Annotated in this window: 12 protein-coding genes; 4 read left to right on the forward strand and 8 right to left on the reverse strand. The window is 60.9% G+C overall.

Translation table 11 applies throughout. The features are described 5' to 3' along the window. Positions 1 to 5: 5 nt before the first annotated feature. Positions 6 to 809: a 4-hydroxy-2-oxoheptanedioate aldolase gene (gene hpaI, locus ACU688_RS14380; protein WP_448185264.1), complete on the forward strand. Its 804-nt coding sequence runs from the start codon at positions 6 to 8 to the stop codon at positions 807 to 809. Positions 810 to 865: 56 nt separating this feature from the next. On the opposite strand, the gene hpaR is transcribed toward hpaI, so the two are convergent. Further along, a complete protein-coding gene (hpaR, locus tag ACU688_RS14385; protein ID WP_448185265.1) occupies positions 866 to 1288 on the reverse strand; it encodes a homoprotocatechuate degradation operon regulator HpaR in 423 nt (140 codons plus the stop codon). Between the two features lie 225 nt (positions 1289 to 1513). Between hpaR and ACU688_RS14390 the strand changes: the two genes are divergently transcribed. Together ACU688_RS14390 and ACU688_RS14395 are read left to right on the forward strand one after the other, a co-directional pair. Next, complete coding sequence (locus tag ACU688_RS14390; protein ID WP_448185266.1) at positions 1514 to 2812, forward strand: NAD(P)/FAD-dependent oxidoreductase; 1299 nt, start codon at positions 1514 to 1516, stop codon at positions 2810 to 2812. Between the two features lie 34 nt (positions 2813 to 2846). Next, positions 2847 to 3212 (forward strand): cupin domain-containing protein, encoded by a 366-nt coding sequence (locus ACU688_RS14395; RefSeq protein ID WP_448185267.1) that lies wholly within the window; start codon positions 2847 to 2849, stop codon positions 3210 to 3212. Between the two features lie 53 nt (positions 3213 to 3265). On the opposite strand, the gene ACU688_RS14400 is transcribed toward ACU688_RS14395, so the two are convergent. The 5 genes from ACU688_RS14400 to ACU688_RS14420 form a co-directional block, all read right to left on the reverse strand. Then, a complete protein-coding gene (locus ACU688_RS14400) occupies positions 3266 to 3862 on the reverse strand; it encodes a TetR/AcrR family transcriptional regulator (RefSeq protein ID WP_448185268.1) in 597 nt (198 codons plus the stop codon). Positions 3863 to 3889: 27 nt separating this feature from the next. Then, the gene (locus ACU688_RS14405) at positions 3890 to 5110 is read right to left on the reverse strand and encodes a multidrug effflux MFS transporter (protein ID WP_448185269.1); all 1221 of its coding nucleotides are present in this window, start codon (positions 5108 to 5110) and stop codon (positions 3890 to 3892) included. Positions 5111 to 5205: 95 nt separating this feature from the next. Further along, positions 5206 to 6171: a transcriptional regulator FeaR gene (feaR, locus tag ACU688_RS14410; protein ID WP_448185270.1), complete on the reverse strand. Its 966-nt coding sequence runs from the start codon at positions 6169 to 6171 to the stop codon at positions 5206 to 5208. A 115-nt stretch (positions 6172 to 6286) separates the two neighbouring features. Further along, on the reverse strand, positions 6287 to 6871 hold the full coding sequence (locus ACU688_RS14415) for a DUF3156 family protein (protein WP_448185271.1): 585 nt from the start codon (positions 6869 to 6871) through the stop codon (positions 6287 to 6289). Next, on the reverse strand, positions 6852 to 8351 hold the full coding sequence (locus ACU688_RS14420) for an APC family permease (RefSeq protein ID WP_448185272.1): 1500 nt from the start codon (positions 8349 to 8351) through the stop codon (positions 6852 to 6854). The genes ACU688_RS14415 and ACU688_RS14420 overlap by 20 nt, the downstream gene beginning before the upstream one ends. 272 nt (positions 8352 to 8623) lie before the next feature. Here ACU688_RS14420 and ACU688_RS14425 point away from each other — a divergent pair, with 272 nt between their 5' ends. After that, positions 8624 to 9952 carry an alginate export family protein gene (locus ACU688_RS14425; RefSeq protein ID WP_448185273.1) on the forward strand — a complete coding sequence of 443 codons (1329 nt, stop codon included), beginning with the start codon at positions 8624 to 8626 and terminating at the stop codon, positions 9950 to 9952. 121 nt (positions 9953 to 10073) lie between these two features. Here ACU688_RS14425 and ACU688_RS14430 read toward each other — a convergent pair whose 3' ends face one another. Together ACU688_RS14430 and ACU688_RS14435 are read right to left on the reverse strand one after the other, a co-directional pair. Continuing rightward, positions 10074 to 11024 (reverse strand): p-hydroxyphenylacetate 3-hydroxylase reductase component, encoded by a 951-nt coding sequence (locus tag ACU688_RS14430; protein WP_448185274.1) that lies wholly within the window; start codon positions 11022 to 11024, stop codon positions 10074 to 10076. Between the two features lie 68 nt (positions 11025 to 11092). Continuing rightward, complete coding sequence (locus tag ACU688_RS14435) at positions 11093 to 12262, reverse strand: p-hydroxyphenylacetate 3-hydroxylase oxygenase component (RefSeq protein ID WP_448185275.1); 1170 nt, start codon at positions 12260 to 12262, stop codon at positions 11093 to 11095. Positions 12263 to 12459: the final 197 nt, after the last annotated feature.

Here is a 12459-nt window from a genome sequence, read left to right on the forward strand (position 1 = left end):
CTGTCATGGATATGCCGGTAAATCTATTCAAGCAACGCCTGGGCAGCGGCACCGCGCAAATCGGATTATGGCTGGGCCTGGCGGACGCGTATTGCGCGGAGCTGGCGGCCAATGCCGGCTTCGATTGGTTGTTGATTGACGGCGAGCACGCGCCCAACGACCTGCGCGGCATGTTGAGCCAGCTGCAAGCGGTGGCGGCCTACGTCAGCCAACCGGTGATTCGCCCGGTGATTGGCGATACGGCGCTGATCAAGCAGGTGTTGGACCTTGGCGCGCAGACGCTGCTGGTACCAATGGTGGAAAGCGCCGAACAGGCGCGCCAGCTGGTGCGCGCGATGCACTATCCGCCCCAGGGTATTCGCGGTGTTGGCAGTGCGCTCGCGCGTGCTTCGCGCTGGAACAGCATCCCCGGGTACCTGGAGTTGGCCAACGCGCAAATGTGCCTGCTGGTGCAGATTGAAAACCCCGAAGGGCTGGCCAACCTCGACGCGATTGCGGCGGTGGAAGGCGTTGACGGGGTGTTTATCGGGCCTGCCGACCTCAGCGCCGCCATGGGCCATCGTGGCAACCCTGGCCATCCTGACGTGCAAGCGGCGATTGAGGACGCGATCGTGCGCATTCAACGGGCGGGCAAAGCGGCCGGGATTCTCAGCGCCGACGAAACCCTGGCGCGCCGCTATATCGAACTGGGCGCGGCGTTTGTCGCGGTCGGTGTCGACACCACGGTGCTGATGCGCGGGCTGCAAACCCTGGCCGGTAAATTCAAGGACACGCCGCTGCCCGGCAATGCTGGCGGCGGCGTTTACTAAGGCCGGTATCGCCCTGTACCCAGACCGCTTGCATGTGAATGCAGCGGTCTTTTTGCCTAGCGCTTGATCGCCTTCAGTTCTGTGAGCAAGGCCAGCAAGGTCTGGAGTTTCTCGGCGCCGAAGCGTTCCTGCAGGCGCTGGTAATTCTGCTCCATGCAATCGCTCATTGACGCAAAACACGCCTGCCCGCCTGCTGCCAGCGTCACCAAGACCCGACGCTGGTCTTGATCGGCCTTGCGCCGATGCACCAGGCCAGCCGCTTCCATGCGGCTCAGGACACCGGTCATGCTGGGTTTGAGAATGCAGGCCAAGTCGGCCAGGCGATTGGTTTCCAGTTCGCCCTGCTGAGTGAGGATGCGGATAACGCGCCACTGCTGTTCGGTCAGCCCATGTTCATTGAGTGAAGGGCGGAAAAAACGCATGGCGACTTCGCGTGCTTGCAAGAGATTGAGGGTCAAGGACGGGCGGGGTTTGGACATGCTTCACAGCCAGCTATTTTGTTAATACGTTAACCAACTTATCACAGCCTGCCCATCCTGTGGTTCTGCATCAGCCAGCTGGCGCTGGCGATGGCACGCAGGTACAAAAGCGAAGGCAGGCACAGTCAAGACACCTACCGCTCGTTAGGCCCTTAATGTGCGCCATGGAACAGGGCTTGCTAACGCCTTGTCGTGACGTTTTTTTCAATCTATTCAGGCCGCGCCATGATCACTATCGAAACGCCAACCTATTACTCGGCCACCAAAAAATACAACCTCGCCTTCCCGACCCTGGAACAGGATATCGAAGCGCAAGTGGTGATCATTGGTGGCGGTTTTTCGGGCATCAACACCGCGCTGGAGCTGGCCGAAAAAGGCATCACCAATATCGTGGTCCTGGAGGCGCGCTACCTGGGTTTCGGCGGTACCGGGCGCAATGGCGGCCAGATCATGGCGGGGATCGGCCACGACCTGGAAAAGATCAAAAGCAGCGTCGGCGAACAAGGCCTGCGCGAGATCTTTGAAATCAGCGAATTGGGCGCGGGCATCATCAAGGACCGCATCGCCAAATACGCCATCGATGCAGACTTCTGCCATGGCTACGGCTACATGGGCTTCAATGAGCGTCAGGCGAAAACCCTGCGGGCCTGGGAGAAAGACTTCAAGAGCATCAATACCCGCGATGAGATCCGCTTCATGGAGGGCAGCGAGGTCAAGCAGATCATCGGCTCCGACGCCTACAGCAGCGCCCTGCTGCACATGGGCGGTGGCCATGTGCATTCCCTCAACTTGCTGCTGGGCGAAGCCAAGGCGGCGTCCGGCCTCGGTGTACGCATCTTTGAACACAGCCCGGCCCTCGAAGTGACCTACGGTGAACAGATCACCGTGCGCACCGGGCGTGGCTCGGTGAAAGCTGAAAAGTTGCTATGGGCCTGCGACAGCTTCCTCAACAAGCTGGAGCCGGAGCTGCACAAGACCACCATCAACACCTACGCGTTCCAGATGATGACCGAGCCATTGCCGGAAGAACTGATCCAACGCATCAGCCCGATTCGTGGCGCCTACAGCGATATCCGCCCGGTGATCGACTACTACCGGGTGACCAATGAGAACCGCCTGCTGTTCGGTGCGGCCACGCCGGTGATCGAGCATATTCCCAAAGACCTCAAGGCGTGGAACCGCCAACTGATGCTGAACATCTTCCCCTACCTCAAGGACGTGAAGATCGACCTCGCCTGGGGCGGACCCATGGCGACCGGCGCCAACCTGTTCCCGCAAATCGGCACGCTGAGCGGGCGCCCGAACGCGTTTTACGTCCAGGGCTACGCGGGCTTTGGCGTCACCCCGAGCCACATTATCTGCAAGGTGCTGGCCGAGGGCATGAGCGAAGGCTCGTCACGCTACAACCTGATCAGCTCCGTCAAGCACGCACAAATTCTCGGCAAGGACCATATCCGCCCCTTGATCCTCACGGCCGGCAAAAGCCTTCACCAACTCTCGGGCTACTTCAACGGCCGCCGTTGACAGACCCGCTCACACGACTCACTGGAGAACTGCCATGACCATTACCACCATAGAGCAACACATCAAACTGTCGGCACTGGATGCCTGGGGCACCGTGGCCGACCTCGGCTCGACCATCCTCGAAGGCGAAGTCAAAGCCTTTGGCAAGATGACCTTTGGCGCGCCCACCGACCCGGTCAGCAGCGCCTACTTCGGCACCACCAAGGGCAAGTTCCGCATGGAATACCCGTTCAACGAGCAAGCCACCGTGGTCACCGGGGAAGTGATCCTCACGGAAGAAGCCACAGGCAACAGCACGCGTTACGGGGTGGGTGACAGCTGGTTCGTGATCAAGGGCACAGCCGTGGTGTGGGAGATTGTCAGCGAAGAGTTCGTTAAACACTACTTCGCTGTCGCTTGATCGCATCGTTGTCACTGACTGATGACCACTGCCGACCCTCGGCAGTGGTTTTTTTATGCCTGCCCGGCCGCCAGGGCTATCGAGTCCCCGAGGATTCGCCACAAGGCGGCGACGCGGCGGCGGTAAGTGTCCGCGTTACCGTAGATCAGTTCGACATGCAGGCTGTCGATCAGCCCGATGTACGCGTCCTGGAAGATCCCCAGGTCCGTGGCGTTCAGCGTTGGGTATTTGGCCGTGAGGCTGATCCCAAACAGTTCTCGCATGCGTTCAAGATAAGCTTCAAAACCCGCACTCACCTGCCCCTTGAGTTCGGCTGGTGGAAAAAACGCCGTGCGCAGTAGAAAGCGCAGCGCTGCTGAAGACTCATAACGCTGCGCAAGGTGGTCGGTGTACAGCATGTCGAGGCTAAGCGAAGCGTTGGCAGCCACGGCAAACCGTTCTTCGAGGTACTGACGTTCGGTGGTCAATGCCAAATCCAGCACCGCACTGAACAGGTCATCCTTGCTTTTGAAATGCGCATACAACGACGGCTTGCGCATGCCCGCCAGCACCGCGATGTCGTTGAGTGACGAGGCGTCGTAGCCCCGCTCGGCGAAATGCACCAGGGCGATGTCGCAAATTCTGCCCGCTGAGGGGCTGAGCACTTTCATCTGAATATCCTTGCCAGCGATCTTTTATCAATGATTTAACGCGGTGATCTGGTCAGCCTTGCCTTGGCGCACGCTGATCCAGGTGAGCACCCCGACGACAGCGGCGCACAGCACCAGCAAGCCGCCCCACGCCGTGGCGCCGTGGCTGCTCACCAGGCCGGTCAAGGGTGTGGCGCACGCCGAGATGCCCAGTTGAAAGGCCCCCAGCAACGCAGCGGTCGAACCCAGCGCGGTGGTTTGCGAAGACATCACCAGCGTCATCAACGTGGTTTCTGCAATCCCCACGCCCAGCAACGCCAGCGCCACTCCGGCCACCAGCCAGTACAAGCCCAGCCCGGCGGCTGCGGCCGCACAAGCGATGAGCGCACCGGCAACGATGCAGCAGGAGCCCGCTACGGCCATGCGTGCCAGGCCGTATTTGCCCACCAGCTTCGCCGCCAGCGAAGCCCCGACCAGGATCGCAATACCGGTTGCGCCGAACAGGGTACCAAACTGGGCGGCAGGCAACCCGTAGTCATTCTGGTAGATGAACGTGGCGCCACCGATGTAGGCGAACAGGAAGAAGAACACCGCTGACAAGGCCAGCGCCGGTTGCAGGAAGCGCAGGTCCTGGGCGATGCGTGCGTACGTGCGGATTGCCCGTTGGAAGTTCAGCGGCTCACGCTTGTTCACGGGCAAGGTTTCCCGCAGCACCACCATGGAGTTCACCGCCACCAATGCGCCCAGGGCCGCCAGCACGACCATCACCGCGCGCCAGCCAAAGTGCGCATCAATATAGCCGCCCAGTGCCGGCGCGATAATCGGCGCCACGCCTTCGATGGTCATCAGCAAGCCAAACAGCTTGGCCGCCTGCACGCCCTGGGTGACATCACGCACCATGCTCATGATCACCACCAGGGTCAGCGCACTGCCCAGTCCCTGAACGAAGCGCGCCAGCAGCAGCCAGTCCAGCGTCGGTGCGGCACCGGCCACCAGCGCGCTCACGCTGAACAGGACGAGACCGGCAATCAGCGGGCGCCGGCGCCCCCACGCGTCGACGACAGGGCCGAACAGCAATTGGCCAAGGCCCATCGCCAGCAGGAACACCGTGAGTGTCAGCTGAATGCTGGCCACACTGGCGGAATACTCCAGCGCCATCTCCGGCAAACTGGGCAGGTACATGTCCACGGCCGACGGGCCGAGGGCGCCAATGGCACCCAAGGCTATGGCGAATTTCAATGTGGGACTGCTTGGATTGATCGATTTCATCTTGAACTCACGACTGACTGCCTACCGGTCGGTAGGGAGAAGTCGCGAGAGTAGCCATCGCCCGCTACGCGGTCAAGTCGTTAATCAATTAACAGTCAGGCGGCACCCGCCAAGGCGCCCGATAGCGCCTGCGCGCGAAAATCCTTGGGCGATTGTTCGAAGTGTTTTTTGAACGAGCGGCTGAAGTGCGCGGAATCGGTGAACCCCCACTTATAGGCAATCGAGGTGATCGACTCCGCACGCAGGAACGGATTGGCCAGGTCCGTGGCGCTGCGCTCAAGCCTCGCACGCTGTATGTAACGGCACACACTGTCGCCCTCCTCCTCGAACAGCCGGTAAAGATGCCTGACCGAAATTTTCAGGCGCCCCGCCAGGCACGCGGGTGTCAGATTGGTCTGGGCCAAGGACTCATCGATGACCTTCTGCACATAGCTGCGCAGGTTAACGCCGCCGAGCACGGCAGCATCGTTGGTCTTCTCCTCGGCCTGTTCAAACCCGGAAGCCAGCAGCAGGATGAAGGCACTCTGCAAGGCTTCACCCTCGGCCGCCGCGCTGTCGGTGCCGTCACTGCCCTTGCACGCCTGGTCCATCAGCAAATGCAGCATGCGCCCGCAGGCTTTGGTCGACGAGATCTTGCCAAAGATCGGCGAGACGCCTTTGAGCTGGCGCTGCACCTGCGCGCGCGACAAGGACAGCGACACATGCTCGATCAGGCCGTGGGGAGCAATCGCGCAAGGGCCGACCGAATCCATCAGCATCAGGTCGCCGGGCGCCAACTGGATGGTCACGCCGCCCTGGGTGATGTGGGAGTAGCCGGTGCGCTGGCTGACCAGGAAACAGTGCTCGTCGTTGTCGCAATCGGCACGATCACCGTAACGCACGATATTACCGGCATTGGTGCGCATATTGGCCAATGACAGCCCGCCATGGGACCAGGTGGAAATGTCACCAATAAACAGCGAACGATTGAACGCCAGTTGGGTTTCGAAACGACCACACAATGCCTGCATGGTGGTGGTCCATTGGTCCAGCCCGTCCCAGGCAGCCTGATGGATGCTCATGAATACCTCCGCACGCGATGCTTATTTTTGTGCGCCAATAGTTAACATGTTATCTATAGGCGCACAACTGTAGATCTATGCAAAGTACATAAGCACAAGCCATGCCACTCAAGGCTTAAAGCGTCTTGAGCACCTGGTGAAGGGCCAAAATGCTCTGCTGCAACAGGCGGGTTTGTTCAATACTCAACGAAATATAGCGGCGAAAAGCCGGCATGCGATTGACCACCTCGCTGCCGCCCATATGCTCCAACGCCACGTTCCAGCCGCCGTGGGCGTATTCAAGGGTGATCTTCTTGAAATCCAGCGGCATCAGCGCCTCGCGCAACGCTGGGTTGGCGCTCAGTTCACGGGTCAACCCATCGGCAAAGTCCTGCGGCCCTTTTCGGCGGCGACAGACCAGACCTGTCCGGCGGATGGCCCCCGTGTGGTGCACTTGGTAACACCCCTCGCTCCACCGTGAAGCGGGCGTGTGGAAGCGAAACTCCGTGAGCACCACATGCATCAGCAACTGCGCTTCGGCGCGCTCATGCACCTCGATGAGCGGCCCCTCTGAACCGAACTGAAACCGCGCGCGCACCGGGGCCGAAAACTCAAACGAGGGCTGGCCCAGGTTGCGCCGCACACGCTCAAGCGTCGCCCCCGGACGATACCCCGTCGGCGCACGCGGGGCGCCGAACAGCTCAGACAGCCTTGCAAGCATGATCCAGTTCCTCACGCGCCTGAATACCGGGTTCCATGGCGAACTCCTTGGCCAATACATCCTCCACCCGCGCCGGCTTGAAGGGGTTGACCTTCTGCACCACCAGCGTCCAGAACAACGCGTACACGGCGGTACAGCCCAACATCACGCCAAACGGAATGTACACATCCGCCGGGTTCATGCCGGGCGGCGTGATAAACCACATACCCAGCAAAATCCCCGCGCTGGAAATGATCTGCGGCAGCGGAAAGAACGGCGAGCGATAGGCCCGTGGCAGATCCGGCCGACGGATACGCAAGATCACCACCGACAGCGTGACCAATAGGTAAGCGGTGCTCCAGGCACACACGGCCGCCAGCACCAGGTGCAGGATGTTGTCCACGTTACCGCCCAGGTACCAGGCATGCAGGCACGGAATCAGCATTGCCACGAGGATGCACAGCAGCGGTGTCTTGAAGCGTGGATGCAGATACGTAAACACCTTCGGCAACGCCCCATCCACCGCCATGCCATACAGGATGCGCGGCACACCGGCCATCAGCGTATTGATGGTGGCAGCGCCGGCAAACAAGAAGCCGATGCCCAGCCACACTGGGCCGATATCGCCCATGACCTGGGCGGCGAACTTGGGAATCGCCATCGGCGTATCCAGCAGGTGCAGGCCGGTCGCCGGGTCCAGCACCAGGTTTTCCACCTGGCGTTTCATCGCCGCGCCATAAATGAACATGCACGATGCCACGCCCACCAGGCCCAGGAGCATCGCCTTGGGCATGGTCGAGGCGGATTTGCGCAAGTCCGGCGCCAGCGGCGTGACAAACTCACAGCCCACAAACATGAACATGGCCATGCCCACCAGCGACAAGATGGTCATCGGGTCGCTGCCCACCAACGACTCGCCAAACCAGCCGTCCAGCTCCACTGCCGGCGCCGCGATCAACCCCAGCACGCCAAACACCATCAGCGTGGTCCACATGCCGAAGGTCAGGATGATTTCCGCACGCCCAAACACGCTGACACCAAAGGCGTTGAGAATGCCGAAGCTGATCACGAACGCCACCCCCAGCAACCACGAACCACCGGCCGACTCGGCCAGGGTGTTGAGGTGTTCGAAGTTCACCAGCGCCATGACCCCGGACAGGATCGTCTCTGCGGTGCCCGCGAACACATGCACGATCAGGTAGGCCGACAACGTCCCGGTGATGGCAAAAAAACGCCCCATGCCACAGTTGATGTAGTCATACACCGAGCCGGTGGTGGGCAAGATCGCCGCCGCTTCGGCAAACGTGGTGGCCTGGGCCAGCATCATCACCACCGCGATTACCATCGCCACGGCAAAGGCTTTGCCGCCAATGCCAAAGCCCATGGTGGCCGTAAGGATGACCGGGCTGGCCATGATCAGGCCTACGGTACTGGCCAGTGCGGTAGGAAACCCCACCGTTCCGCGATTCAAGTGCTCAGTGAGCTTATGGTTGCTCGACATTTTCTAATGTCCCTGACGTTAGGTTGGCGTAAGTAGCGACAGGCTGCTCCTTTCTACAGGAGGCTGGCGTCGCCGCACACCCTCACTGTGCGCCCCTGCTCCAAGAGCGTCTTGCCCACGGCTGCCGCCCGATTTGTTGCAGCCTGCCAACCGCGTGCAACTGGCGAGCTGAGTCAAATGGCTGGCACGGTGGTTAAAGACGCCACCCCCTCAACCCCCCATTAATGGCGCGCTTGACCTACAACCGCACATCAACAACAGGGGCAATAACCATGGGGCACACCTCGACTACCCGTTCACTCTCAATCGCCGTGGCGCTGGGACTGGCCAGCGCTGCGTGCGCCCAGGCCGCACAGGCCTATGAGCTGTATGCCGACAGCGATACGCATATCAACGGCAATTTCCTTGCCGTTTATGGCTTGTTCAACAGCCGCAAGAACTACGACGGCACGACCGGTGGTTCCACCTGGCGCGAAGGGTTCATCAAATATGGCTTGAGCCTGGACCGTACGCTAGGCAGCTACGGCAGCGTGTATGGCACGGCCAACCTGGTCAGCTCGGGCACCTGGGGTGACGGCGATGCCGCAGGCCTGAGCAACGGCAGTGAACGCACTACCAAATTCGACGAAGCCTTCGCCGGCTGGCGCTCCGGCGACTTGTTCCCAGCCTTGGGCAAAGACGGCGTGGACCTGTCCTTCGGGCGGCAGATCATCCAGTTGGGCAACGGTTTTATCATCAACGATGACGGCCTGAACTTCGGCAAAGGCCCGGCGGACGGTGCGTTGAATCGCGGCGGCGCCTACTACCTCGCCGCCCGCCACGCCTTCGATGAAACCGCAGTCCTGCGCCTGGGTGGCAAGGACGGGGTGCACGGCAGTGTCATGTGGATCAAGTCGGACAACCGCGCCCAGGCCAAGACCGAGATGGCCGCAGGCACCCTGGACTACAGCGCAGCACCCGGCACCTTGGGCCTGACCTACATCCATGGCATCGACGTGGATAAGCGCTACGCCAGCGACTTCCAGCAGCAACGCAAAGGCATGGACATCTACAGCCTGCGCGGCAGCGGCGACGCGGGCATCAAGAACGCCCACTTCGGTTTTGAATACGCCTGGCAAGACAAGGACGCCGGCGCCGAGAAAGCCTGGTATGCCGAAGCGGGCTACACCTTCGCCGATACCCTGTGGAGCCCCGACATCACCTACCGCTACAGCCGCTACTCCGAAGGCTGGGACTCCATGTTCAACGGCTACAGCACCGGCTATGGCACCTGGTTCCAGGGCGAAGTGGCCGCCAACTACGCGGGGCCCTTCAACAGCAATACCGCGATCCAGCATGTGGCGCTCAAGGTGCACCCGCTGGAAAACCTCACGGTGGGCACGTTGTTCTTTGATTATTCAACCACCCACAAGCACGGCAACCTCGACCTTAGCGGACGCGAGCTGGATGTGTTTGCGGAGTGGGCGGTGAACGAGCACCTGATCATCACCCCGCTTATTGGCCTCTATAAACCCAAGCAGGATGAAAACACCGGCGGCAATCAAGTCGGCGGCAACGGCACCAACCTGTACAGCCAGGTGACCGTCGCCGTACCGTTCTAAAAGAGTAAAAGCAACCTGTGGCGAGGGAGCTTGCTCCCGCTGGGTCGCGAAACGGCCCCAACAATGGGACTGCTGCGCAGTCCAGCGGGAGCAAGCTCCCTCGCCACAGATACAACAAACCTCAGCTGGCAATCACCGCCTTGAGCACGGCCTTGAACGTGTCGATCTGTTCAACCGAAAACTGCCCAAACACCTTGTCCTGCTGTTCCCGGGCGATGGTCCACAGCGACTCGGTCTCATCCACCCCTTTGACGGTCAGCCGCACACGCTCGTTGTCATCAACCACTAGGCCCTTGCGCTTGAGATTGGCCACCGCCTCCTCGATTTCACGCACCGGCATCGCCACTTCACGCTGCAACTGGTTGAGGTCCAGCCCGGCGTCATTTTCCAGCACCATCAACATCCGCGCTTCACTGGTACGCAGCCCGGTGGACAGCTGCCGCGGCTGGTAGCTGGCCTGATACGCCCGCAACGCCTGGGTCATCAGGTAGTAGAGGTTGTGGCTCAGGCGCCCCTGGAAATGGCTGCTGGGCGGCTGGCCTTCGTCGCGCTTGGTCATGCGCGTATGGGGCAGCACCATCGAGTAGGCGCCCTGGTGATACAGCAGGGGCGAACGGCCGAAATCGTCAAACGCCACCACTTTGCCGATCATGATCCAGTGGTCGCCACCGTCGACCTGCTGGAACTTTTCACAGTGAAAACGCGCCGAGCAGTCCGCAAACACCGGCGCACCGCCCTCCCCCGGTTCGAATTCAATCTCAAAGAAGCGGTCATCCTTCGGCCGGGCAAAATTGTTCGACAAATCGATCTGATCCGCCGCCAGCACGTTGACCGCGAAGTGGCTCGCCTCTTCAAACACCTCGTGGCTGTTGGAGCGTTTGTCGATACTCCACAAGATCAGCGGCGGGTCCAGGGACACCGAGTTGAAGCTGTTGGCCGTCACGCCGACTTTACGCCCGCTGGCGGTTGCCGCTGTCACCACCGTGACACCGGTGGCGAAGTTGCCCAAGGCACGGCGAAACGCGCGCGCGTCGAATGGGTTGGCGGGTTGCGATGCAAGGACTTCAGACATGAAAAACTCCCGGGCTGACCCACGGACCAGCCCTGTTTGTTGTTATGGGAATAGCGCTACGGCGGGGATCAGACCATCGAAGGATCGGGCTCAAGCCCCATCAACTCGCGTCCGAGGATTTGCGCGCACACGTCATAGTCGGTGTAGGCATGTGCACCGGTGAGGTGGGAATCGCGGAACAGGCGTTGCAGCTCGTTGCTTTCAAACCAGGCACCACCGCCGGCGGCTTCCATCAAGCGGTCCACGGCCTGGATACACATCTTGGTGGCGTAGCCCTGATTGGTCCGCCAGAACGCCAGGGTTTCACGGCTCGGGTACCTGTGCTGCTCGCTGTACCAGGCGATCTCGTTCCAGCTTTTTTCCAACAGGGCGCGTGCTGCGGCGACCTGGTGGGTGGACTCGGCCAGGCGCATCAACGCCGGCGTCGCGGCGCCCACCGCAGCACCGGTGTAGGCGCGCACGCGGGTTTTGGTTTTTTCGCGGAATACCTCCAGCATGCGCTCGGCGATCCCCAGGCTGACGGTGGAAAAGCCGCTGGCAAAATACGGCCGGTATGGTGCGAAGAAAATCTTGCTGTCCGGGTAGAGACCGAAGCCTGCGGACTTGCCTTCCATCATGTCCTTGGCTTTCTGGATGCGGTGCTCAGGCACAAAGGCATCCTTGACGATCAACGTCTTGCTGCCGCTGCCGCGCATGCCGACTGCATACCAATCATCGCGGATCACGTAATCGCTGCGGGGCAATACGGCGAAGCAATAGTCCTGGCTGCCCTCGGCGTTTTTGCGGCGAAAGCCCATGATCGCCCACTCCGCGTGATCGCACCCCGAACTCCAGCCCATTTCGCCGCTAAAGGTCACCCCGCCGTCAACTTCCTCGGTGCGTCCGAACGGCGCAATGCTGCTGCTGGCGGTGGCATCCGGGTCATCGCCCCACACCTCGTCCTGCAAAGTCGGCGAGAACATCGCCAATTGATGGCTATGGGTGCACAGCAGGCTCATCGCCCAGGCAGTACTGGCGCAGGACGCGGCCAACAGCGCGATGCAATCGGCAAACTGGGGAAGGGAAATTTCCAGGCCGCCGTACTTTCGTGGTTGCAGCGCATGGTGCATGCCGATGCTTTTGAGCAGGGCGATATTCTCGGCGGGAACACTGCGATCTTTTTCGGCCGTAAAGGCGTTGGCGGCAATGGCAGGCAACACGGCCTTGAGGTCTTCAAGCAGAGGATTGGGCTTTTTCATGGCGGGGCTCTTTATTATTGGAGGTGAGCGCTTCCAGTGCCGAACAGCCACGGTATGGAGGGAAAACCGTGGCGCCTGGCCAGGAACGCTGAAAAGACCGGGCCAGTATGGGTCGCGCAAAAGCCGTGGAAAATGCACGTTCCACGTAGAAGGTTGTACTTTTCATAGCCCGCAAGTTGGCAGGCTCAGTCATGTGC

This window comes from Pseudomonas acericola (SeqCode) (assembly GCF_053456465.1).

Coding starts and splice junctions, on each gene's coding strand:
- hpaI (WP_448185264.1), top strand. CDS start 6: ATGGATATGCCGGTAAATCTATTCAAGCAACGCCTGGGCAGCGGCACC.
- hpaR (WP_448185265.1), bottom strand. CDS start 1,288: ATGTCCAAACCCCGCCCGTCCTTGACCCTCAATCTCTTGCAAGCACGC.
- ACU688_RS14390 (WP_448185266.1), top strand. CDS start 1,514: ATGATCACTATCGAAACGCCAACCTATTACTCGGCCACCAAAAAATAC.
- ACU688_RS14395 (WP_448185267.1), top strand. CDS start 2,847: ATGACCATTACCACCATAGAGCAACACATCAAACTGTCGGCACTGGAT.
- ACU688_RS14400 (WP_448185268.1), bottom strand. CDS start 3,862: ATGAAAGTGCTCAGCCCCTCAGCGGGCAGAATTTGCGACATCGCCCTG.
- ACU688_RS14405 (WP_448185269.1), bottom strand. CDS start 5,110: ATGAAATCGATCAATCCAAGCAGTCCCACATTGAAATTCGCCATAGCC.
- feaR (WP_448185270.1), bottom strand. CDS start 6,171: ATGAGCATCCATCAGGCTGCCTGGGACGGGCTGGACCAATGGACCACC.
- ACU688_RS14415 (WP_448185271.1), bottom strand. CDS start 6,871: ATGCTTGCAAGGCTGTCTGAGCTGTTCGGCGCCCCGCGTGCGCCGACG.
- ACU688_RS14420 (WP_448185272.1), bottom strand. CDS start 8,351: ATGTCGAGCAACCATAAGCTCACTGAGCACTTGAATCGCGGAACGGTG.
- ACU688_RS14425 (WP_448185273.1), top strand. CDS start 8,624: ATGGGGCACACCTCGACTACCCGTTCACTCTCAATCGCCGTGGCGCTG.
- ACU688_RS14430 (WP_448185274.1), bottom strand. CDS start 11,024: ATGTCTGAAGTCCTTGCATCGCAACCCGCCAACCCATTCGACGCGCGC.
- ACU688_RS14435 (WP_448185275.1), bottom strand. CDS start 12,262: ATGAAAAAGCCCAATCCTCTGCTTGAAGACCTCAAGGCCGTGTTGCCT.